Source organism: Fructilactobacillus sp. X2R5C3, assembly GCF_059901325.1.
Map to the genome: position 1 here is coordinate 433,104 of NZ_JBWXUY010000001.1, position 21,201 is coordinate 454,304.

At 39.1% G+C, this 21,201-nt stretch carries 24 protein-coding genes, 1 tRNA gene and 2 riboswitches; of the genes, 12 read left to right on the forward strand and 13 right to left on the reverse strand.

The window, feature by feature from the left end; genetic code table 11:
- Window position 1 precedes the first annotated feature (1 nt).
- Window positions 2-346: a hypothetical protein gene (locus AC6UDE_RS02110; protein ID WP_500693474.1), complete on the reverse strand. Its 345-nt coding sequence runs from the start codon at window positions 344-346 to the stop codon at window positions 2-4.
- A 165-nt stretch (window positions 347-511) separates the two neighbouring features.
- Between AC6UDE_RS02110 and AC6UDE_RS02115 the strand changes: the two genes are divergently transcribed.
- Window positions 512-1,669, forward strand: a complete 1,158-nt coding sequence (locus AC6UDE_RS02115; protein WP_500693475.1) for a hypothetical protein — start codon at window positions 512-514, stop codon at window positions 1,667-1,669.
- A gap of 32 nt (window positions 1,670-1,701) precedes the next feature.
- Here AC6UDE_RS02115 and AC6UDE_RS02120 read toward each other — a convergent pair whose 3' ends face one another.
- The 3 genes from AC6UDE_RS02120 to AC6UDE_RS02130 form a co-directional block, all read right to left on the reverse strand.
- Window positions 1,702-1,899: an LBP_cg2779 family protein gene (locus AC6UDE_RS02120; RefSeq protein ID WP_500693476.1), complete on the reverse strand. Its 198-nt coding sequence runs from the start codon at window positions 1,897-1,899 to the stop codon at window positions 1,702-1,704.
- A gap of 70 nt (window positions 1,900-1,969) precedes the next feature.
- Entirely contained in the window at window positions 1,970-2,614 is a 645-nt protein-coding gene (locus tag AC6UDE_RS02125) for an energy-coupling factor transporter transmembrane component T family protein (RefSeq protein WP_500693477.1), read from the reverse strand.
- Window positions 2,604-3,968 carry an ATP-binding cassette domain-containing protein gene (locus AC6UDE_RS02130; RefSeq protein ID WP_500696492.1) on the reverse strand — a complete coding sequence of 455 codons (1,365 nt, stop codon included), beginning with the start codon at window positions 3,966-3,968 and terminating at the stop codon, window positions 2,604-2,606. Before AC6UDE_RS02130 ends, AC6UDE_RS02125 begins: the two co-directional genes overlap by 11 nt.
- A 65-nt stretch (window positions 3,969-4,033) precedes the next feature.
- A riboswitch (TPP riboswitch) is annotated at window positions 4,034-4,123 on the reverse strand.
- Between the two features lie 83 nt (window positions 4,124-4,206).
- Between AC6UDE_RS02130 and AC6UDE_RS02135 the strand changes: the two genes are divergently transcribed.
- From AC6UDE_RS02135 to thiM, 9 genes are all read left to right on the forward strand, one after another.
- Window positions 4,207-4,827, forward strand: coding sequence for an LVIS_2131 family protein (locus AC6UDE_RS02135; RefSeq protein WP_500696493.1), 621 nt, complete (start codon window positions 4,207-4,209; stop codon window positions 4,825-4,827).
- A 57-nt stretch (window positions 4,828-4,884) separates the two neighbouring features.
- Window positions 4,885-5,211 carry a hypothetical protein gene (locus AC6UDE_RS02140; RefSeq protein ID WP_500696494.1) on the forward strand — a complete coding sequence of 109 codons (327 nt, stop codon included), beginning with the start codon at window positions 4,885-4,887 and terminating at the stop codon, window positions 5,209-5,211.
- Between the two features lie 46 nt (window positions 5,212-5,257).
- Window positions 5,258-5,329, forward strand: a tRNA-Arg gene (locus tag AC6UDE_RS02145).
- Between the two features lie 224 nt (window positions 5,330-5,553).
- A complete protein-coding gene (locus tag AC6UDE_RS02150) occupies window positions 5,554-6,222 on the forward strand; it encodes an SDR family NAD(P)-dependent oxidoreductase (protein ID WP_500696495.1) in 669 nt (222 codons plus the stop codon).
- 15 nt (window positions 6,223-6,237) lie between these two features.
- Complete coding sequence (locus AC6UDE_RS02155) at window positions 6,238-6,801, forward strand: cysteine hydrolase family protein (protein WP_500695275.1); 564 nt, start codon at window positions 6,238-6,240, stop codon at window positions 6,799-6,801.
- 45 nt (window positions 6,802-6,846) lie between these two features.
- Window positions 6,847-6,937, forward strand: a riboswitch (TPP riboswitch).
- Between the two features lie 66 nt (window positions 6,938-7,003).
- A complete protein-coding gene (locus AC6UDE_RS02160) occupies window positions 7,004-7,642 on the forward strand; it encodes a TenA family protein (protein WP_500696572.1) in 639 nt (212 codons plus the stop codon).
- A gap of 19 nt (window positions 7,643-7,661) precedes the next feature.
- Window positions 7,662-8,468 carry a bifunctional hydroxymethylpyrimidine kinase/phosphomethylpyrimidine kinase gene (gene thiD / locus AC6UDE_RS02165; protein WP_500696496.1) on the forward strand — a complete coding sequence of 269 codons (807 nt, stop codon included), beginning with the start codon at window positions 7,662-7,664 and terminating at the stop codon, window positions 8,466-8,468.
- Between the two features lie 5 nt (window positions 8,469-8,473).
- A complete protein-coding gene (gene thiE / locus AC6UDE_RS02170) occupies window positions 8,474-9,112 on the forward strand; it encodes a thiamine phosphate synthase (RefSeq protein WP_500696497.1) in 639 nt (212 codons plus the stop codon).
- A gap of 4 nt (window positions 9,113-9,116) precedes the next feature.
- Window positions 9,117-9,908, forward strand: coding sequence for a hydroxyethylthiazole kinase (gene thiM, locus AC6UDE_RS02175; protein WP_500696498.1), 792 nt, complete (start codon window positions 9,117-9,119; stop codon window positions 9,906-9,908).
- A 51-nt stretch (window positions 9,909-9,959) separates the two neighbouring features.
- Here the strand turns inward: thiM and AC6UDE_RS02180 are convergent, their stop codons facing one another.
- The 8 genes from AC6UDE_RS02180 to AC6UDE_RS02215 all read right to left on the reverse strand — a co-directional run bounded on the left by AC6UDE_RS02180 (window position 9,960) and on the right by AC6UDE_RS02215 (window position 16,815).
- Entirely contained in the window at window positions 9,960-10,727 is a 768-nt protein-coding gene (locus AC6UDE_RS02180; RefSeq protein ID WP_500696499.1) for a flavodoxin family protein, read from the reverse strand.
- Window positions 10,728-10,829: 102 nt separating this feature from the next.
- Window positions 10,830-12,014: an O-antigen ligase family protein gene (locus AC6UDE_RS02185; RefSeq protein WP_500696500.1), complete on the reverse strand. Its 1,185-nt coding sequence runs from the start codon at window positions 12,012-12,014 to the stop codon at window positions 10,830-10,832.
- A gap of 16 nt (window positions 12,015-12,030) precedes the next feature.
- The gene (locus AC6UDE_RS02190) at window positions 12,031-12,834 is read right to left on the reverse strand and encodes an alpha/beta fold hydrolase (protein ID WP_500696501.1); all 804 of its coding nucleotides are present in this window, start codon (window positions 12,832-12,834) and stop codon (window positions 12,031-12,033) included.
- Between the two features lie 162 nt (window positions 12,835-12,996).
- Window positions 12,997-13,464 carry a universal stress protein gene (locus tag AC6UDE_RS02195; RefSeq protein WP_500693489.1) on the reverse strand — a complete coding sequence of 156 codons (468 nt, stop codon included), beginning with the start codon at window positions 13,462-13,464 and terminating at the stop codon, window positions 12,997-12,999.
- 16 nt (window positions 13,465-13,480) lie between these two features.
- A complete protein-coding gene (locus AC6UDE_RS02200) occupies window positions 13,481-13,990 on the reverse strand; it encodes a YbhB/YbcL family Raf kinase inhibitor-like protein (protein ID WP_500696502.1) in 510 nt (169 codons plus the stop codon).
- Window positions 13,991-14,064: 74 nt separating this feature from the next.
- Window positions 14,065-14,595, reverse strand: coding sequence for a hypothetical protein (locus AC6UDE_RS02205; protein WP_500696503.1), 531 nt, complete (start codon window positions 14,593-14,595; stop codon window positions 14,065-14,067).
- An 80-nt stretch (window positions 14,596-14,675) separates the two neighbouring features.
- Window positions 14,676-16,322: an APC family permease gene (locus tag AC6UDE_RS02210; RefSeq protein WP_500696504.1), complete on the reverse strand. Its 1,647-nt coding sequence runs from the start codon at window positions 16,320-16,322 to the stop codon at window positions 14,676-14,678.
- Window positions 16,323-16,434: 112 nt separating this feature from the next.
- Complete coding sequence (locus AC6UDE_RS02215; RefSeq protein ID WP_500693493.1) at window positions 16,435-16,815, reverse strand: VOC family protein; 381 nt, start codon at window positions 16,813-16,815, stop codon at window positions 16,435-16,437.
- Between the two features lie 118 nt (window positions 16,816-16,933).
- On the opposite strand from AC6UDE_RS02215, the gene AC6UDE_RS02220 reads away from it, so the two are divergent.
- Entirely contained in the window at window positions 16,934-18,481 is a 1,548-nt protein-coding gene (locus AC6UDE_RS02220) for an ABC-F family ATP-binding cassette domain-containing protein (RefSeq protein ID WP_500696505.1), read from the forward strand.
- A gap of 35 nt (window positions 18,482-18,516) precedes the next feature.
- Here the strand turns inward: AC6UDE_RS02220 and AC6UDE_RS02225 are convergent, their stop codons facing one another.
- Window positions 18,517-19,431 carry a proline-specific peptidase family protein gene (locus AC6UDE_RS02225; protein WP_500695260.1) on the reverse strand — a complete coding sequence of 305 codons (915 nt, stop codon included), beginning with the start codon at window positions 19,429-19,431 and terminating at the stop codon, window positions 18,517-18,519.
- A 161-nt stretch (window positions 19,432-19,592) separates the two neighbouring features.
- Here AC6UDE_RS02225 and AC6UDE_RS02230 point away from each other — a divergent pair, with 161 nt between their 5' ends.
- Window positions 19,593-21,200, forward strand: a complete 1,608-nt coding sequence (locus tag AC6UDE_RS02230) for an ArnT family glycosyltransferase (protein WP_500696506.1) — start codon at window positions 19,593-19,595, stop codon at window positions 21,198-21,200.
- Window position 21,201 lies beyond the last annotated feature (1 nt).

The window sequence follows — 21,201 nt, forward strand, 5'->3', positions numbered from 1 at the left end:
TTTATTCTTCACGCCAACGATTGAACTCGTTTGCATGAGACCCTAAGTAATTCATTGCCTCTTTGGTTAGCCGATCAACCTCAGTTTTTGTTTGATCTGGCATTACGTGATAGAAATTACAAACATATCCTTCAGCAATGTCTTCGTATTGTTCTCTTCGTCCGTAGCCAGCATCGTTAAATAATTTATCTAATCCTTTGACGTCGTTTTTACCGGCTTCATAGACTTGCTGAGCTAAATTAGTTTTGTTTTCACCTAACATTGTTGCGGCATACTTAATGATAAAATCATTCATATCAATGATGATGTTTTGGCGTTGTTTACGTTCTATTTTCTTCTTCGACATATTTTCACCTCACTATTAGTTTAAAGCATTCGCTCAATAAATGAAAATAGAAAGTGAAAGCTTAAAAAGAACGCAAAATTTATGTTATGATAAGCGCACTAAACTTGGTCGAATCCATACATGTGATAAGATTAAACTGATGTTATTAGAGAAGCGGGTGATTGTTTGGATAATTCAGTTAATCAAGTTGTTAAGGACTTGAAGTATTCAATGAATAACAATTTATTGGTAAATTTGACCCAGCAAAATACAACGGTCTTCTATACTGGAGTGGTCGTTGCCCTTGATGCTGCCGGTGCGATTTTGATCACATACGATGATTACGGACTTGCTAACGGACTGGTCTACGTTGTTTACGGAGATATCGATGATATTGACTTTCAAAGTGAGGACCTCACCAAGATGGAGGGACGTATCCGAATGTCTCGTCAATTAAAACTGAACGGAACTAAGCAGGAAGTAATGAAGCTTAATTCCAAAAATGATCTATTGACCCAGATTTTGGGCAATTCATTTGTCGACCAACAAGCGGTGATGGTGGTAACTCAAGACGGCAATTCCGTTGAAGGGTTCATTAATTCACTGTCGGACTTTGAATTTTCACTTTCCGTTGTTGATAAATTTGACAACGAAAATGTGACCCATAAGACCATCATTAAACCGTTGGTTCGTTCGGTTGAGTTTCTTGGAACCGAGTTAAAGTTATTAACGGATTCTAAGTCAGTTTTATTTGCCAAACACATTGCCCCGAAAGTCATCGACGGACAATTAGCCATTGAAGCCAACTTGTACTCGGCCATGGAAACAGGGAGAAGAATTGTGATGATACCGAAGATTCATTCTGATTTGTTTTTCATTGGTCAGGTGAAAGCGGTTAATTCTGATTCCGTTATGTTTTCGTTGGTTGATATGATGGGACGATTTGGTGGATATGAACTCATTAAGATTGATGAGATTGATAAATTAGTGATTAAAAGTGATTATTTGCGGCTAATTAATCACTTCGTGTCCATCAACTCGGCTAACGGGGTCTTCGTTCAACCCGTGTTAAATAATGATCGAAGTTTTGATTCGACGATTAATCTATTTGAAGCCACGATTCAAATGGCCATCAAATTTCAACGGGTGGTTAGAATAAAAATGAATGACGGCCAATCTTACCTCGGATTTCCCGTGAAGTACGAGCGGGGTCAGATAACAGTTCAAATCGTTGACAAAGCGAAATTATTCGTTGTGAATAATCAACTCATTAATCTTGGAGATATTGACGAAATTGCTTTTGGTTACCTTGACTCATATCTAATTGAGCAACAAATCGGATAAAAAAACGATGGCTCTTATAAAAGTCATCGTTTTTATTTGTTATGAACAATAAACTGCTTAATTATTTTTACTTCATCCTGAGTAGGCTGAATTTGCATACTCTTGATGGCATGAAATCTCTCCACCGTCATGTGTAGGTCAACGGCCATTTGGTTGTCAGGGATGTCATGTTTTTCTTGGAATTTAATTAGATCGGTTGCTACCTGACTAAATTCTTCTCCAATTTTCATTTTGCTTCCTCCTCTACTTCGCTTACTTGACTCTATTATACATTAATTTATTTATTTGAGACAAAGAATACTAGAGCAGAAGCAGAACTACTTGAAGTAAGATGACGTTAAAAACAAAGACGAGCCAGTCCACCTTTGTGATTTTAATGGTCTGATAAAAAGTTCGTGGCTGACCTTCGACAAAACCATGTGATTCCATTCCTTGTGCTAAGTTTTCCGACCAGCGAATTGCTGATAAAATGGCTTTAAAGTATAGGGTCGGTGACCACCAGTGTAATTTAACTCCCCGCATCAAACTAGCAGTTTTAATCTTGTTAACTTCGGTTTGAATTTCTGGTAGAAGGTTGAAAGCCGCCATTGCCCCATAAACAAATTTACTTGGGAGGCGGAGATTTTGCTCTAGCGAATTAACCAGTTCGTATAATTTAGTGGTTAACGTGAAGGCCGCTCCATAGACGATGTAAACGTAGATCCGAGTAAATAATAGGATTCCCGCGTGCGTGCTTTTAGCGTATAAAATCTGGGAGATCAGTAACCCGACCGCAGGAATGAAGGCAATCAGAAGGATCCACAAAAGATGCTTGAAGTTTACGTGTTTCACTATGAGATAGGCGAGTCCACAGACGATCAGCACACTATTACCAACGATACTGGTAGTGAAAGAAACTTCTAGGGCAATGATCAATACCAAAACGAATTTTAGACTAGGATTCATGAACATCCTCCTTGTAAGTTAATCGATGATTGGCAAGTTCAATAAAGAAATCAGCATTTTCGACGAGGTCGGTCCGTTGATGGGAAGCAAAAATAATGGTTTTCCCGTTCTTAGCCTCGTTCTCAAGGATCCGCGAAATAATGACGGCTGATTTTTGGTCAAGACCAGCGAATGGTTCGTCAAGCATGAGGATGGGTGCATCCCGAATCAACATAATCACAATCTGGAGCTTTTTCTTTTGCCCACCACTTAGTGAGTAGACAACCCGATCCAAAAGATGATCAAGGTGCAGGGCTTTTAAGAGGTCGTTAATTCGGTCATCAGTCCATTGTTTGGTGATGGCATTTTTCTTGGCTAGAGTCAGTTCATCTTTAAGCGTGATGGTTAAAAATTGGTCTTCTGAATTTTGGAAAATCAAATTTTCGGACTTCATGAGAGAGGGAAGTGAAGACTTTTTAATGTTATGATTCATAATTTTGACGACCCCGTTGTACGAATGGAGGCGAGACAGCGCCTTAAAGAAGGTGGACTTTCCGCTTCCATTCTTCCCATTTAGGTAAGTGATTCCAGGATACAGGTCAATGTTTTCTGGTTCAATCAGATTTTGATTACCGTTCGTCATGGAAAAATTTAATAAATTAATCACGGGATCGTTGTCTGACATAATCTTGTAGTGAATCTCTTCTTTAGGGTCGTTTGCAAGTTCATTTTTAATCTGGTCAACTGGAACCGCATGAACGGAGCCAGCTTGGACGTTAAAGAAATGATCAGCCACGTCGAGATAGTCAGAAAGGTTGTGATCGGAGATAATGATGGTCCGATTACTTTTTTTCTTTAACTGGATTAGACGTTCGATGATGTCTTTTTTGCTATCAACATCAACGTTACTAAATGGTTCGTCCAATAAAAGGACTGGACGTTTCATCGCAACTGTCACGGCTAAGGCAACTTTTTGCTTTTCGCCACCCGACAAAGTGGTAATGGCCCGATTTTTAAGTTCATTAATACCACAAAACTTTAAAGCAGAGTCAATCCGGTTGGGCATTTTAACAGGGTCAACGTGAAGGTTGCCAAGGGCAAAAATGAGTTCTTCTTTGACGGTCTTCATCGCAAACTGATGGTTTGGATCCTGAAATAACATGGCTGGTTTTTCATCCATGTCAATCTTTCCGGTTAGTTGGCCTTTGCTATATTTTGGATACAATTGAGCAATTAGTTTTAAGAGGGTGGTTTTTCCACTCCCAGTTGGACCAAACAGGAGATTGATGCTATTTGGTTCAAAATTTAAATTGACTTGATTTAGAATTTTATCCTGTTCGGGATATGAAAATGATAGATTTTTAATTGTTATCATTGGTTATTCTCCATAAAAAAAGACGTTTCAAGCGCGAGTGCGAGAACGTCCAGCTGATGTATCAACAAGCTTAATCTTATATTCCCTGCGCTGGCATTGTCCAAGTCAGGTTCAACGGGTATAATCTCAGCCACTCGGCACCCCTATGTTTAATTAAACTTAGTATATCAAAGATGGCATAAAAATCAATTTTCAATTAGAATAGGGAAGATAGGAAAATGAAGCGGAGGATACTTTCATGAATTCATGGTGGAATCTTATAGGTGTAGTTGCATGGATAGTTGTGTTAATCGTGTTGATCTTTATGATTAAAAATATTCGGTCACGACGAATTAAGATGATTATCGAGGATAAAAAAACTTTTGAATGGCGTAATTTTTTGATATCAATTGGCGAAATTGTTGTTTTTGTGTTGTTGCTTACCTTAATGGTTTATACGACTTTCTTCAGAAATATTACTAAAACCAATAATCGCAACGTGATTACGACGTCCCAAGTTGAACCATTAATTATTCAAAGTGATAAGAATGGCTCCTACTACGTAAAGGTTGAAGGTAATAGAGGACCGATCCAGCAGTATTCGTTCTGGCTAAAGAACATTAAGTATCAACTGCCAAGTACGAATGCTCAGGTAGTTACTACGCGTGGAAACGCTGAAGTCACTGGCCGTAGTTACAAGTTGAAGCATAAGAGCATCAAGTTAAATGACGAGCATTTTCAAAATGCATGGGCCAAGGTGGTTACCCTGAGATACAAAGGAAACTTTTGGAACGGTTTGGGGATGCATGCTGGTAAGGATGCTAACCAATTCATTTTAATCAGAGTTCCAAATAAGACGTTTGTGCAAAAAGAAAAATAATTAATTGACCACCGATAAGTACGTATCGGTGGTTTTGTTTAAATTGAGGTGTTTAATATGAGTGAAAAAATTCCAGAGACAATGGATGAAATTAAAAATTTGTTAAACGAACTAAAAAAAGATGGTAAAACGATTACACTGGATGAGCTGATCCTTGATAACATCGGGGAATTAGCTCAAGCCTATCTGGACGCAGCGGAAGAAGGCCATTATGACTCTGTAAAAGTGGTTGATGATAAGACAATTGAATTTGTTAGTATCACTGGGAGAACGGTTGGAAAATACGTTTCTAAAGGACAAAGTTTAATTGACGACTTTAAGGATAATTCGCTAAAGTTAGAGTTGGACCTTGAAGCAAGCGCAAATAAGGTCGCAAATGAATAATTTACTTGCAATTTACTGTGTTTATCGATAGCATAGTATTTGTTAAGCGCCCTTAGTGTAATGGATAGCACATGAGATTTCGGTCCTCATGATCCGAGTTCGACTCTCGGGGGGCGCATATATTGCTTATCAGGTATTTTCAAAACACTTATAGAAAGCAAATGTAAGGGCTGACAAAATTATTAAAACTGGTATACTTAGTTAACGGAGATTAAGTCGCAAAGGAGCCTCACTACTTTTGGTAGTGGGGCTCCTTTTGTGCTTAAATAACAAAACATAAAAAATGCTCGTCTGTCAGAATGGTGGTAAACTTTTCTTGAATCAACTTTAGGAGGGAATTTTATGAGTGAAAGTGTAGTAATTTTTGGAGTTGGAAAAGGATTTGGCTTTTCAATTGCCAAAAAGTTTGGTGAAGCTGGCAAGACACCGATTATGGTGGCTAGAGATGCTGCTCAGTTAAAGCAATTTGTTAAAGATTTGAATCAAGAAGGGATTAAAGCTGATTTTATTGCTGCTGATGTTACCGATCCAGCGCAGGTAACAAACGTGTTTAGTAAGATTAAAATGGCATACGGGATTCCTCAAACCATGGTTTATAACGTGGGTGACAAGACTTTAGATACACCATTCTCATTACCACTAGACCAAGTTAAAGAAATGTACAATACCAACGTCTTTGGTGCCGTTACCATCACTCGTCAGTTCGTTGGTCTTTCAGACGATCAAAAGGAAAACCGGAACATTCTGATTACTGGTGGTGGAGCTGCCTTTCATCCTACCAAAGGCAATGTCACTTTAGCAGCTACTAAAGCAGCTTTAAGTGATTACGCCTTTTCACTTCATGATGCGGTTCAAGATGATAATATCTACGTCGGTTTGATTACCATTCAGGGACTATCTGGTAGTAGTGAAGAGATGCAGCCTGATAATGTTGCCAAAGTATACGTGAAAGCCGCTGAAGATCGCTCTGAAAAAGAAATTAAATATCCCGAGAAGCCGTCAGATTTTTAAGAAAGAAGATTAAAAATGGCTGATAAAGAAAGAAGTGCGCTTTTAATCATTGATTACACCAATGACTTTGTTGATGATCAGGGGTCTTTGACCGCCGGGAAGCCAGCTCAAGATCTCGACCAGTCAATTAGCGACTTAGCTGAAAAATTCAAAAATGATGGTCAATTTGTTATTTTCCCCACCGATGTTCATAAAAAGGATGATCCATATAGTCCTGAAACAAAGTTGTATCCAACTCACAACGTACGGGGAACTTGGGGTCGTCAGTTGTATGGAAACGTCGGAAAGTGGTTTGATAAGAACCAAAAGTTAGATAACGTTTGGCAAATGGATAAAACCAGGTACAGTGCGTTTGCTGGCACTGATCTGGATCTTAGACTTCGTGAAAGAAACGTTAAGACTCTTCATCTCGTGGGTGTCTGCACCGACATTTGTGTCTTGCACACCGCAATTGCCGGATATAACCTTGCTTATAACTTGGTTATTCATAAAAGTGGGGTGGCAACCTTTTCTGATTTGGGCCAAAAGTTTGCGATGAATCACTTTAAGACCGTCTTGGGTGCCAAAGTAGTTGATTAGAATTGTCATGCCAAATTTTAAGGAATATAATAATATTAATTGAATAGCTGTATGAGGGGGTGCCAAGTGGCTGAGACTATACCCATTGAACTTGAACTGGTTAATACCTGCGAAAGGAATCGTGCGATCTTTAATTAAGAATATAATTGAAGGCTCCTCATTATTATGAGGAGCCTTTTTGTGTAGGAGATGTTAGTAGTTGATGACAAATAAATTCACCGATGAATTGATAAGTAATGCGACAACAATAATGAATCAAATCATGAATTGTGATTATGTTAGGGGAATTCAAAACGGGAAAGTGCCAGAAAAGGCGCTAATTAACTACGTTCAACAAGACGAAATGTATCTAGACGGTTACGCTAAACAGTTTCAACAAATTCAGACTGAAACAAGTGATATGAATTTGAAAAGATTTTTGGCAGGTTGCGTTGATGGAATTAAAAACGAAAGCACACCGCACGAGGTCATGTTAAAAGTTGCAAAAGTGACTGATGATGAGCTTCAAGACGCCCGCATGTTCAACGTTACCAAGGATTATGTTGAAAGTATGCGTGAAGCCGTTAGCACTAAGTCCATTCTAGTTGGATTGAGCGTGCTCGCACCGTGTATTTGGACTTACTATGTAGTTGCTACTCAACTAAATGAAACCAGTCTTATTAACAATCCATTTAGCGATTGGATCAAGTTTTATGCTGAGGCAGATGAGGTAAAACAAATTTTTGCTTTTATTGATCTCCAGGCAGAAATTCATCCAAACGAAAGGGCCACCGCAAATCAAGTTTTTCAGAATAGTTGTCATTATGAATTGGATTTTTGGAACAAAATGTATAACGCTTAGAACTTTTTAGGAGGGAACTATGAGTAGTGAAATAAATCAATATCCAGAAGCACTAACAATTGCTGGGACTGATTCTGGTGGTGGAGCAGGGATGGAAGCTGATATTAAAACGATGCAGGCCTGTCAGGTGTTTAGCACCAACGTGGTAGTGGGAGTGACGGCACAAAACACCATTGGTGTTCAAGATACGTATCCACTTCCGAAAAAGATTATTGATGAGCAGTTTGCTTCCGTTTGCGATGATTTTGATATTAAAGCAACTAAGACCGGAGCTTTGTTTGACGAAGAACACGTTCATTTAGTGGCAGATAACATTAAAAAGTACAAGTTAGGTCAAATTGTTGTTGATCCTGTTATGGTAGCCAAGGGAGGGTCAGTGCTACTTGAAGCCGGCGCCATTAAAACCTTGATTAACGAACTGATCCCATTGGCCGATTTAGTAACACCAAACTTACCCGAAGCGGAAAAAATTACGAATCAATCCATTACTTCCGATGAAGCAATCAAAAGGGCAGCACGAAAAATTCAAATTGCTGGTGCTAAAAACGTCATGATTAAAGGCGGACATGGTACCGATAAGATCGTAAAAGACTATGTTCTTTTACAAGATGGATCTGATTTTTGGTTGACTACGAAGCGAGTGAATACGGTTCGGACTCATGGCACGGGGGACACGCTTTCTTCAGCAATTGTCGCGGCTTTAGCGCGTGGTGAAAGTATGGAAACTGCCATTCGCTTTGGGAAAGATTATCTGGATAAAATTATTAGGAAACCGCTGGTTATTGGTCATGGACACGGGCCCTTAAATCATGGAATGTGGGAGTAATAAATATGCAATTTAATAAAAAAATGCTGCAAATATACCTGGTGGCGGGTACCCAAAATTTTGCTGGTTCTGAAACTGAATTTTTGGATCACATTGACCAAGCTTTAGATGCTGGTGTTACAGCTTTTCAGTACCGTGAAAAGGGTCTAGGTTCACTTACGGGTTTGAAAAGGATTGAGATGGGAAAGAAACTTCGTCATTTAACCACTGAATATCATATTCCATTAATTGTGGACGATGACGTAGATTTGGCTAATCAGATTAATGCGGACGGAATTCACGTTGGTCAAAGTGATGAAAGCGTGCAAAAGGTGATTCATGATAATCCAGAAATGATAGTTGGATTGTCGATCAGTACCAAAGAAGAATTAGAGCGTAGTAACCCCCTCATTGGCATCGATTATTTGGGAATTGGACCGATTTTTCCGACTACTAGTAAAGCAGATGCTGAATCACCAATTGGCGTTTCCGGTTTAGTTCAGCTGCAAAGACAGGTAAATTTACCGGCAGTTGCGATTGGTGGAATTAATGCAGGTAACTGTCAGTCAATTTATCAGGTTTCAAACGCTGGAATTGCGGTAATATCAGCAATTATGGACAGCACTAACGTTGAAAAGACAATTAGCAAACTAGAGAGGAAATGATAGTATGACGTCGATTTTAGAAGAAATTAGAAGGGAAAATCCCGTTGTTTTGGACATTCCTAACATGGTGACCCCACAGAAAGTAGCGGATGCAATTAGTTATGTTGGTGGCTCACCAATTATGTGTGACTCTTCAAATGAAGGTCATGATTTGGTGGCAATTGCTAACAGTTTGGTCTTAAACCTGGGGACGATGGACGACGATAGTATTAAACTAGATGTGATTGCTGGTCAAGCGGCTAATAATCGTCGTTTACCAGTGGTGGTTGATCCGGTCGCTGTGAGTGCCTCAGAATTAAGAACGGAAGTTTTTAAGAAGATTAGTAGTGAAATTAATATTGATGTCTTGCGTGGCAACGTTGGTGAGATTGCCTTTATTGCAGGGATTGACTGGGGCAGTCGTGGAATTGATGCTGCTGACGGTAATGGTGATCGCGTTCAGGTTGCTAAAATGGCTGCTAAACAATTTCATTCCACGGTTGTCATTTCAGGAGTTGACGACGTAATTTCGAATGGAAGGGAAACATATGTGGTCCACAATGGCAGTCATGAACTAGCAATCAACGTTGGATCTGGAGATGTGTTAGATGGTGTCATCGGTGTGGTTGCCGCTCACCATCAAAGTGTTCATGAAATTGCACTAGGGACGGCTATGGTTGGCATTGCTGGTGAACTGGCGGAGCAAAAATATCCGGATGAGCCGGCATCATTTGAAGTCGAATTCTTCAATAATTTGTACCGACTGGATGACCATCATCTTTCCGATACAATTAAAATTGAAAAAAGCGATGATTAGAATAAAAGCGACCAATTGTTAACAATTGGTCGCTTTTATTTAGTTTTAAGTTTAACGACGACGATGTCTTAAGAACGTAAAGAAGTGAAGCAAGATTGCTAGAAGAACATAGAAAATAACCACAAATGCTACGTAGAAGAGCCAAAATTCTCCGTTAAATTTCAGTCCAAAAGCTAATCCTTCAATTAACATTGTCACTAGTGACATTACTGCAATCATACAAAATAATTCGATATAACGTTTCAAAGTACTATCATCCTTTCGTGGCTTGTTGGCAATCTTTTGTCCCCATCGTTTACACAGTTCAATTTTTTTAGGATTAGGAATTCCCTTACTTCCCCAGGTGTGCGTTCCGATGACCTCCCCAAGTTTGATTAGACCAGCTGCGGTCATGATCTTATCAATGGTCCGAAAGGTTTGATCGGTAATGCCAGTAAAGAAGTTTTGAAATGAGGAGAGAAAGCAAGTAGTCAGACTTAGGTAGTGTTTGTTTTTAAACTTACCGGGCAAGGTATCACCAATACTGTTCATTTTAACCATTCGGTGACGCATGCAATCGAATAGATTTTTGGTAACTCCTGATAAATCAGCAAAGTACGTCGGGGATGCGATGATCCAGACGTCCGCTTCTTCCATTTTCTTTTCAATCATGTCAAGCGTTGGATTGGGGTTTTTGAGATTATCTGGTTTGATGTCATAATCTTGCAGAAATAATGTCTCAACCTGCGCATCCTTTGGAAGACCTGAAATAACTGCGTTAAGGTACTTAGCAGTCAAGCCATCCTTACTTTGTGAGCCTAAAAATGCTAGATAACGCAAATTTATGACCTCCTTTGAAATTAATTAATTCTTTCTATTTCATGTTATATTTTTGTGAAACTAATATCAATTAAAAAACCCATCATTAATGATGGGTTTTGATTATGTGGTTTTAACGTGTCTCCCAATTGCCTGCTGATGAAGATGATCTGGCTGGATTACTCGGGCAAAAGCGTAAATAAATGGTGCAAACATGTAAGCATTAGTAAGTTGCGTTTCAATGATGCCTTGAACAGCAAGGGCAATTAAAATCACACAAAGGAAATAGTTATCGTCCTGTTTAGCCTTGTAAGCACTAGCAAGAAACAATGCCAGTAGCAACATTAAACCAATGAAACCGGTACTTAATAAGATGAACAAGAACGTGTTATCGACCCACAAGTTTGATCGGGCACCCAACAGGGGCATATTTTGTCCAATTAGCTTTGGCGAATAGAAATATTGAATGACGGTTAACTGTTGTCCGGGACGACCAGAAAGGGCACGATTCAACACGTTGAATAATGGCAGTGATGAACCCCAAGCGACCATGCCGATTCCTACTACGAAAGTCAATGAAACCAGGATCCAAGTGATTTTTGGTAGTAGGTGAGTGATTTTGGGAGCAAAGCTCAAAGCGAATCCGAGTACTAGGATAGCTCCAGCAACCATAAATCCGCGTGAACCAGTCAGGTAGGCAATGACTAAGTAACTAACGAAAATAAAGGCATATACGAAGTACATCAGTTTTTTTCGACTGTTTTGTATTAACAAAAGGGCCGAACAGCAAATACTTAAGATGAAACCACTTAAGACGTTTGGATGAGTGAATCCAATTGCATATCTAGTGGATGAGCCTCTTGTAAATGAAATGGCATTTTGTGGTGGAAAGACGTGTAAAATCAAAAAGGCCAAAATTACGACTAGAACAACGAGTTTAGTTGCAAGGTCGATGGTCGCAAACGCATCTTGATTTAATAAGTCAGCGTTGGCCATGAATAAGAACAATAAAAATAGGGTACTGGTAATCACATTTAAATGAAAAAGATATGACAAGATAAAGATGACTGCCATGATTATGATAATTGTCCACTGTTTAGGGTTATGTCTCCTGGTAAGTAATAGTACGATTTGGATTCCGATGACAATTAACGTGATTACCCCTGCGATTTGCCATTGCAAGAAACTTTTAGCGGAATATACGTTATTAAATTGACTGTTCAAAAGGATTACTGATGATGCCAGAAAAATAACGTAACTCAGCACGTACACGAGTTGATATAAATGATTTTTATTGGTTAAAGCCATTAATTAAATTCTCCAATTATTGGGTCATTTTATCGGTGAAGAAGTATTCTGCGATGATCTTAACGATGGATGGGTTCTCGTGAAGCATTGTGTGCTGAGCTTGAGAACTGTTTCCGTGATATACGTAGAGCTTGTAACTTTTGACGTAGCCAGTCACAAGATTCTTCATTGGGATCTCACTCTTCATTGTAACTTCGCCATCTGTTCCAGAATGGTTCATATCGCCAACTAGATTAAGGATCTGAAGGTCTTTTGGTAGGTTTTTTACATCAGGATCGTTTGGAGCATAGTTCGTTGCAAGTGAGATGAACTTTTTAACCTTTGGAACGTTTTTAAGATTGGGATAATGAGCTAGGTAATAGTAAATAATGTTTCCACCAGACGAATGCCCAATCATGTTAACTGAACGAATGTTGTACTTCTTGTACAGATAGCGCATTACGTTTGGCATTTGGGTTGATTGAAAATAAGGATGATGATTGTCCTGAAAGACAATTTGAACGGTCGGATTATCAGCACCAAACTTATGGAACTGTTTAGTGGTTTTAACGGTACCATCCTTTTTCACATACAGTTGTAAGGTTTTGGTTGCTAGGTGGTAACGATTTAGGGTGTCAACCATGTAACCAGTCGTGATGTTATTTCCACCTAGTCCGGGAATGAACACAGTAGCGGTATCGCTTTGATTAACGTCTAATTTACTGAGAAAACTACCATGGTTATGCCAATAATAATAACCGCCACCGGCGAAGATGGCGATCACGATGACGATAAAGAGGGCAATGAATGATTTGGTGTGTTTTCTTTTTTTGATGTGCATTGCAAACATTCCTTTTAATTATTTTAAATTTGTACACTAACATCTAACATCATATAACAATTAACGTGATTCAGCTAGATGGTTGAAATGAATTGATCTTTAAAAGGCAATAAAAAATAGCCAAGCGCAAGGGCTTAGCTATTTTGTTTAAATAAGTCTTAACTATTTGATTGGGGTATTCTCCATGTTGGTTCTAACAATAATCACATCACAGGCGGCATGTGAGTTAACGTATCCGGCAACTGAACCCTCAAGCATGCGGTACAAGCGACCCTTACCAGTCGCTCCCATCATAATTAGATCGGTTTGATGGTCCTTGGGAAATTCGTAAGTAATTACTTCTCTAGGACTTCCAAACCGAGCATGGATATGAATATCGTCAATGCCAGTTTGGTCCTTGACTTTCTTAACTAAATCCTTTAAATAGTTAAGTTCTTCATTAACGATTTGGGTGATAACACTGCCATCAACAACTCCTAGGCTGTATCCATAATTAGTGGTGTTAATCACGTTTAAGACGTCAATTCGGCCTTTATTTCTTTGTGCTACCGCTGCCGCCTTGTATAAAGCAGCCTCTGCTTCTTTTGATCCATCAACTGGTACTAGAATGTGTTTGTATCCATTTAGCATTATGAAAGCCTCCGTTTTAGTTTCTCACTGGTAAAATTTGTTCGGCACTGGCAAGGACGTGTCCTGCCATTTTTTTCTTTAGTTCATTAAGCCAAAAGCCGTTGGTTAAATCTAGTTTTTGATCCAAGGCGTAAACATGCAACTGATAATCGTGTGGTTTATCGGGAGGAGTAGGACCAATGTAGTGTTGATTTAATTTTGAATCAGTAACGTGTACTAGTCCACCAGCTAAACTATTTTTCCCCAAAGTCATATTAATTGATTGATCTTGGCTAGCATTTTCTGGTATTTCAGATATATTTGGATCAATGTTAGCAACCACCCAATGAATGTAAGTAAAACCACAAACTGGGATTGAATCGTCGTCCAGTAGGATAACTACTAGTGACTTTGCGTTTTTTGGGACATCAGAGATTTTGATCGGGAATGAAATGATTGGATTACCATCTAACATTTCATCTGGGTCAGCGTGTTTAGTATACTTATCAGGTAAAAGTCCATTTTGAAGTGGAGTATTAATTTTCATAATAGTACCTCCTATACACTTCATTATACCAAATTCATTTGAATATAAAAAAATAAGGAACTATAAATAGTTCCTTATTTAACAAATTGCAAGGTGTAAAAGCCCTGACCATTCCGCTCAATTGTAAAGTTAGAGTAACCAGCTGCTAACCAACTGCTTTGAGTAGCATGTGCATAGTTTTTAGCGTCTTGAACCGAGTCAAATGATTTTGGTGTAGCAAACATCGAACTAGAATCACTCGTTGAGTTGTTTCCATTGGAATTATTTCCGTTTGATGATTGTGACCCACTTTGATTTGTTGGTGCTTGTTGGTCCCTGTTTACTGACGCTTCCTTGTTGGTCGTGGCTTGTTCCGCCTTATTAAAGTGTTTTGCTTTCTTTTCTGATTGAATAGCTCTGCTACTCTGTTGACTTGTGGAGGATCCATTCATCCGATTCCCACTGCCGCTTGTCAGAAAGTGAATTCCAAAGACTAGCAGGATCACGATTACTACTAGTCCTAAAACCCATGGCCAAGCCTTAAAGTTTTTCTTTTGGTGCTTTGGACCATTTGCGGCATTAAAGTCATAACGTTCGTATCTCGAATCTGGATCTTGACTATTCATAAGAATCCCTCCATCCATTTCAAGAAAAACAAGATGCATACGTATTATAACAAAATCCTTATGATTTTGCATTAACTTAACTAATGGTTGACCTGACCATCATCGACCTGTTCATTGACGCTTTTAGCGTTAAGCATGTTACCAGTGCGCTGATAACTAAAGACACCCCAGTAGAAGAACAGTAGTGCAACTACAATAATTACGATAAAATCATATGGGTAATGAATCCAGTTTTGACCACCGAATGGTGCGGATCCGATATACGAAAATGCTGACATAAAGATTAAATAGGCGACCATCCAAGCTCCTCCACGAAACTTGGTCAGGGTATTTTTCCAGCCGTTCTTGTTTTCGTAGAAGAAGTAAAACGGCAGCCCCAGCATAATAACAAGGATGACTTCAATAGTAGTAGGCCACATTGCCCAATAGATTGCCAAACTAGCAAGAACAAAGGCAAGTGGTGCCATGATTCCAGCAAAACTAATTTTGACTGGACGTTTGAAGTGAGGAGCGTGGAGACGTAATGATCCAAGGGTAACTGGACCAGTCAAATATGCAATTAAGGTTGAAGTTGAGATAACACTGGCTAAAACAGCCCAGTTTCTAAACACTGATACCAAGATACAACTGACAATCCAGTTCACGATCATTGCGATTCTAGGAGTTCCCCATTTTTGGTTAATCTTACCTAAAAACTTTGGCATATGACCATTTTCGGTCATTGCTGCTAGTGTCCGACTAGTTGAAGCAACAAATGATACTCCGGTCCCAAAGGGTGAAACAAAGGCATCTAAATAGAGTAGAATTACTAGCCAGTTCAAGTTCAACATAATGGCTAAATCAGCAAATGGTGAACTGAAATTAAGACCATGCCAACCGTATTTGGCTAAGGTTGACGGGTCAATAACACCAACGAAAGTGAACTGTAACATGACGTAAATGATGATACTGATTAAAAGTGAAATAACGATTCCCCGCCAGATGTTTTTCTTAGGATTGGTAATCTCATCACCAACGTTTATAACCGTTTGAAAAGCATTATAAGAGAAGATGATTCCAGATACGGTGGTAGCCGCAAAGATTGGAGCCGTTCCGTATGGGAAAAATCCACCAGTTTGAACGTTGTTAAAGTTTCCGGGATGAAAACCAGAAGCAAGTAGCATAATAATGGTAAGAACTGGAACTACAATTTTAAAAATTGAAGTCAAAGTAGTGAAACGAGTCAGTAAGTTGACTGACCAGTAGTTTAACAAGGTGAACACTAAGATGAAGAGAAAAACGACGAATAACCCTTCGGTAGTAACCGTGCCATTGGCGTAAAACCCGTGAGTCCAGTTGGCCCATGACCAGGGCCATGAACTCATGTATTGAACGGCAGCGACCGCTTCAATTGGAAGCAGCGTTACAAGTGAGACCCAGTTGGACCATGATGAGATGAATCCTAGAAGAGGGCCGTGGGTATACTGGGCATACTTACTCATCCCGCCACTTTCTGGGAACATGGTTCCTAATTCAATGTAATTAAACGCAATTGCACCAATCACAACGGCACCGATGATCCACGAAATAATGGCAGCTGGACCAGCGGTTTTAGCACCCTCCCAGGCACCGAATAACCATCCTGAACCAATGATTGAGCTTAGTGCCAGCATCGTGACACTGAAAAGGCTCATTTTTGGTTTAGTAACATTTTGATTTGAATTGTCCTTCGAATTTTCTTTTTTCATAAGTATCCCTTCTTTTTGCGTATTCGACGAATATAACAAAAATGATTATGGTTGTAAAATTGAAAAACACTATTTGATGGGGATTTTAGCCGGGTTGTATTCCCTTTCATTCCTATCGTTGATACTCTCTAATTTCAATCAAATTTTTATCTGGATCATTGATAAATAGTGAATTCATTTTACCGTTATGTCCCTGACTTTCGATCGGTCCTGCAACTACTTCAATAAAGTAGTTGGCTAAATGTGACTGGATTGAGTCAAGTGGATCCCTTGCAACCACGCTGAAACTGGTAGAACCAGGAGTTGGATTTTCTGGTTTAACGTTATCTTCCTTGTTTGTGACACAAACGAGTCGTTGGTGACCCAGCTGAAATTCAATTCTAGAATCAGTTTCGATCACAACTGGTAAATCTAAAACCTCATGGTAAAACCGCATCGATTTCTCGATGTCATTTACCAATAGGGTGATGTGATCAATATCTTTGATTTTCATAGGCACTCCTCTTTTTTAAAAATGTACATACAATTATACCACTCAAATTCACCTGATTGACGTTGATTGCGATTCGGTGTTACGGTATAAGTTATGAAATAATGGAGGGAATTATATAATGGCGTTATTAAGTGTATCTAATCTAAGTATGAGTTTTGCCGACAAAGACCTGTACTCGGATGCTACATTTCAGCTAAATAAAGGTGAGCACATGGGAATTGTGGGCCAAAATGGGGTTGGAAAATCAACTTTGATTAAGATTTTGACCAATAAGCAATTACCCTTATCTGGTGACATCAAATGGCAAAAGGGGACCAAAGTTGGTTACCTAGATCAGTACGTTAATATTCCAAAGGGAATGACACTGATTGATTTTTTGCATACTGCCTTTTCAGACCTCTACAACATGAATCAGCATATGAGCGATTTGTACGTAAAATATGCCGACAATATGGACGAAAAGTTACTTGAACAAGCGGGAAGAATCCAAGAACAACTTGAATCTCGTAATTTTTATGATATTGATACTGAAGTTGAGCAGGTGATTAATGGATTGGGTCTTGACGACATTGGAAGAGATCAAACCATTTCTGAAATGAGCGGGGGACAACGCTCTAAGATTATTTTAGCGAAATTAATTCTGGAGCATCCCGATGTAATTTTGCTTGATGAACCGACTAACTATCTGGATACCGCTCACATTAATTGGTTGGAAGATTATTTAAATAGTTTTGATGGGGCAGCGATGATCATTTCCCATGACTACGACTTTCTAGAAAAAGTAACGAATTGTATCGTAAACGTTGCGTTTGGGAAGGTCACTAAGTACCGTGGTGATTTCAAGTCCGCCATGAAACAAAAAGACGAAAAAGAAATGACCCAGCAGCGGGAGTACGAGAAACAACAAGAAGAGATCTCCAAGGCCAAAACTTTTATTCAAAAAAACAAGGCCGGAAGTCATTCCAATATGGCTAAATCACGGGAAAAGATGTTAAAACGAATGGATGTGATTGAGCCACCTTCAAGTAACATCCAGGCTTCTTTTGACTTTCCGTATGCTGATACTGGATCCCAGAACGCACTAGTGGTTGACCAACTGTCAGTTGGTTACGATCAACCGTTACTTAAGCCAGTTACCTTTTCCGTTAATACTGATCAGAAAGTTGGGCTTCAGGGTTTTAATGGGGTTGGAAAGTCAACCTTAATTAAATCAATCCTCGGACAAATTCCGGCAAAGGGGGGAAAGGCTAACTTTTCTCCATCCGCGAAGGTTAACTATTTCAGTCAAGACTTGATCTGGCCGAATAGTAAGATGACACCCTTACAAATCATTCAGGACAAATATCCCAAGTTGACACAGAAGGAGATTCGTTCCCAGCTGGGTCGCTGTGGACTCGACGCTGCTAACGCCATGAAACCAATTGGTGAGCTTTCTGGGGGAGAACAAACTAAGGTCAAATTGGCTTTGATGGAATTTGTAAAAAGCAATTTCTTAATCATGGATGAACCGACTAATCACCTGGACGATGAGACTAAAAATGCTTTAAAACGGGCAATTATTAAATTTCCTGGGAATGCTATCATTGTTAGTCATGAAGCCAGTTTTTATGATGGATTGGTTGACAAGACCATTGACGTTGAAAAATTAAGTTTAAACCAAAAATAAAAAGGCACTTCATTTTGAAGTGTCTTTTCGTTTGCTTATTTTTGGTTGAAAGTTCCATTTTCAACTTGTCTAATGAAGTTGGCCAAATGGTCGTAGTAGACGGGGGCATTATCAATCATGTGGTGATGACCACCGTTTGGGGTTGAAACGAATTGAGCGTTTGGAATCATTTTAGCCATTCGTTTTCCGGTTTCCATTGGCATGGTTTCGTGTTCACCAAAAGTGACCAGTGTTGGAACTTTGATGTCCTTTAAATGATCAGTAAAGTTCCAGTCTTTTAACTTTCCAGTGATGACAAATTCGTTATCACCCTGAAAGGCGTTATAGATAGGTTTGCTCATGGTATCAATGACGTGGGCAATTGCAGGGGGTTGCTTTCGATCCACATATTCCCGATTTAAGAGTTCGACCAGTTCCTGATACTTATCGTTATCGTAATCGTTATTTGCTTCGCATTTTTTCATGTACGCTAATTGTTCGGGGGTGAGCGCTTTTTCTCTAATTTGAGCTAAATGGTCAGTATAGTCCCCGATCCGATCAACCATTGAAGAAATAATGGCACCTTTCAGGTGATCACCATATTTAGCGGCGTACATCTGAACTAAAGCACCACCCCAAGATTGACCAATCAAATAAAATTTATCGATTCCGAGTTTTTGTCTAACCTCTTCAACCTCGTCAAGGAAGTAGTCGTAGGTTAAAACCTTGTTAGCTACCTTCGGATCATCAAAATCGGGAGTGTCGGAGTACCACGAACCTAATTGATCGTACATGTGAACTTGGACGTTTAGTCCTTGTTTTTTCAGTTGTTTCGCAGTGTTTTCCCAGTATTCATGTGTTCCACCCGGGCCACCATGAAGGGCGAGAAGATGAATGTCTCCGGTCCCTTGAGTGTTAGTCCATAGGTGGTAACCATTATCTAATGTAATGATTTTAGTTCCTTGTTTCATAACATTCACCTACCTAATTAGTTTAATTATTATGATAACACTTTAAAATGGTAAAAAAAGTGTGGAAGAATCAACGTACCCGTGTGATACACGTTCAAACGTGTACATAACAATTATTCTAGGATATAATGGGAACGGTTTAAAAAGGAGTAGGATCGGAAATGGAGTTCCGTATAAAACGTTTCATTAAAAATGTAAACGTTTGTTATTTTTTGGCTTTTGTGGTCGTAGCCTTAATCTTTATTGGGATGTTTAGTTACGCATCCCCACTTTATTATTTTGATTATTCGCCCGACGTTAACTGTTTCTTTACGGTAGGCAAGGGTATGATGCACGGACTAGTTCCGTACAAGGATGTTTTTGAGCAAAAGGGGCCATACGTTTATCTGCTTTATGGGCTCGCTTATTTAATCAGTCACTATTCGATTATTGGAATTACCATAGCAGAAATAATTGCGTTAGCAACCTCGTTATTTTTGGTTTTTAAAACCGCTCATTTATACGTTAGTAAACCAACTGCTTCAATTTTGGCACTTATAACGCCCTTTTTCTTAATGTTTCAAGAGTATTTTACCTATGGTGGCCTGGCGGAAGAATTCGTCTTTCCGATGATTTTATCGGCCATTTATTTAACTTTTAAAGCATGCCACAATCATTTTGCGATTAGTAACGTGAACTGGTTAGTTCAGGGATTCCTAGTTGGGGTGGTTTTTTTATCTAAATACACGCTGTTGGGCACTTGGATTGCTTTTTACATTATTTTTGCGCTGGTTTATTTGTACCATAAAAAGTTTAGTAGTCTTTTTAAGATGATTCTTTCAAGTGGCGTTGGTTTTTTGGCCGCGATAGTACCCTGGGGAATTTATTTTCTCGTTACTAACTCGTTTAAAGCCTTTTACGATGTTTATTTTGTTTCCAACATGACGGTTTATAGCACCTCAGCTAATGGTGGAATTTTCACGAAGATTGCTGGCTCACTGGCCATTTTTAGTGAATTTTTAATTGATAAACCGCAACTCTTTGTTTTGGGTGCAATTCCGTTAATTCTTTTTGTCGTCTTTAGCCATGGGGCGGAAAAGAATATTTTTTTGTGTATGATGTTTGTGAGTGCTTTTTTTGCTGTTTACAGCTATACCCCAGACACCCTATACGTCTATTACCAATTAGCGTTTATGCCGTATGTTCTTGTAACGTTGGTCGTTTTAATTGCTAAAGGACTAAATTATAAGCAAATTACATTGCCTAATAAGCGACTTATTTCGACATTTGTTTTGATGACGCTTTTAGTCCTGTTCTTTACCATGGGGGTTAACGGCAATTTTCAAAAATCAAAATTATTTCCGAATAACAATCAGGAAACGCTGGATCCTAGTGATCCGCAGACCGCGCAAAAGAAGTTTGGCAAAATTATTAGAAAAGAGAGTAAGGGAACTCCAACCCTTCTCAACTACGGATATCTTGATCTTGGCATGTACACGGTTTCAGGAGCACTTCCCACGCAGTATTATTTCCAGATCAACAATATCTCGTATGATAAGAACCCTAAAATGGTCGAGTCACAAAATAAAGTTGTTAAAAAGAAGGCGGTTGAATGGATTGTCGTAAAGACCAATCAAGCTGATTCAATCAAAACATACTTTGGCAGACACGATTCTACTAGGCCAGCATCCAAAACCCTGTTAGAGAATTATCGGGTCGTATCCACTCATGAACAAAAGGCTCCCAATAATCGGAAGTCAGTATATTGGTTACTAAAAAGAAAAGTATAAT

Bases quoted from the DNA above. Each gene is read 5' to 3' on its own strand.
- AC6UDE_RS02125 (WP_500693477.1), bottom strand. From the start codon at position 2,614: ATGAATCCTAGTCTAAAATTCGTTTTGGTATTGATCATTGCCCTAGAA.
- AC6UDE_RS02150 (WP_500696495.1), top strand. From the start codon at position 5,554: ATGAGTGAAAGTGTAGTAATTTTTGGAGTTGGAAAAGGATTTGGCTTT.
- AC6UDE_RS02220 (WP_500696505.1), top strand. From the start codon at position 16,934: ATGGCGTTATTAAGTGTATCTAATCTAAGTATGAGTTTTGCCGACAAA.
- AC6UDE_RS02215 (WP_500693493.1), bottom strand. From the start codon at position 16,815: ATGAAAATCAAAGATATTGATCACATCACCCTATTGGTAAATGACATC.
- thiM (WP_500696498.1), top strand. From the start codon at position 9,117: ATGACGTCGATTTTAGAAGAAATTAGAAGGGAAAATCCCGTTGTTTTG.
- AC6UDE_RS02190 (WP_500696501.1), bottom strand. From the start codon at position 12,834: ATGCACATCAAAAAAAGAAAACACACCAAATCATTCATTGCCCTCTTT.
- AC6UDE_RS02185 (WP_500696500.1), bottom strand. From the start codon at position 12,014: ATGGCTTTAACCAATAAAAATCATTTATATCAACTCGTGTACGTGCTG.
- AC6UDE_RS02200 (WP_500696502.1), bottom strand. From the start codon at position 13,990: ATGAAAATTAATACTCCACTTCAAAATGGACTTTTACCTGATAAGTAT.
- AC6UDE_RS02155 (WP_500695275.1), top strand. From the start codon at position 6,238: ATGGCTGATAAAGAAAGAAGTGCGCTTTTAATCATTGATTACACCAAT.
- AC6UDE_RS02195 (WP_500693489.1), bottom strand. From the start codon at position 13,464: ATGCTAAATGGATACAAACACATTCTAGTACCAGTTGATGGATCAAAA.
- AC6UDE_RS02210 (WP_500696504.1), bottom strand. From the start codon at position 16,322: ATGAAAAAAGAAAATTCGAAGGACAATTCAAATCAAAATGTTACTAAA.
- AC6UDE_RS02160 (WP_500696572.1), top strand. From the start codon at position 7,004: ATGACAAATAAATTCACCGATGAATTGATAAGTAATGCGACAACAATA.
- thiE (WP_500696497.1), top strand. From the start codon at position 8,474: ATGCAATTTAATAAAAAAATGCTGCAAATATACCTGGTGGCGGGTACC.
- AC6UDE_RS02140 (WP_500696494.1), top strand. From the start codon at position 4,885: ATGAGTGAAAAAATTCCAGAGACAATGGATGAAATTAAAAATTTGTTA.
- thiD (WP_500696496.1), top strand. From the start codon at position 7,662: ATGAGTAGTGAAATAAATCAATATCCAGAAGCACTAACAATTGCTGGG.
- AC6UDE_RS02135 (WP_500696493.1), top strand. From the start codon at position 4,207: ATGAATTCATGGTGGAATCTTATAGGTGTAGTTGCATGGATAGTTGTG.
- AC6UDE_RS02230 (WP_500696506.1), top strand. From the start codon at position 19,593: ATGGAGTTCCGTATAAAACGTTTCATTAAAAATGTAAACGTTTGTTAT.
- AC6UDE_RS02225 (WP_500695260.1), bottom strand. From the start codon at position 19,431: ATGAAACAAGGAACTAAAATCATTACATTAGATAATGGTTACCACCTA.
- AC6UDE_RS02110 (WP_500693474.1), bottom strand. From the start codon at position 346: ATGTCGAAGAAGAAAATAGAACGTAAACAACGCCAAAACATCATCATT.
- AC6UDE_RS02130 (WP_500696492.1), bottom strand. From the start codon at position 3,968: ATGATAACAATTAAAAATCTATCATTTTCATATCCCGAACAGGATAAA.
- AC6UDE_RS02205 (WP_500696503.1), bottom strand. From the start codon at position 14,595: ATGAATAGTCAAGATCCAGATTCGAGATACGAACGTTATGACTTTAAT.
- AC6UDE_RS02120 (WP_500693476.1), bottom strand. From the start codon at position 1,899: ATGAAAATTGGAGAAGAATTTAGTCAGGTAGCAACCGATCTAATTAAA.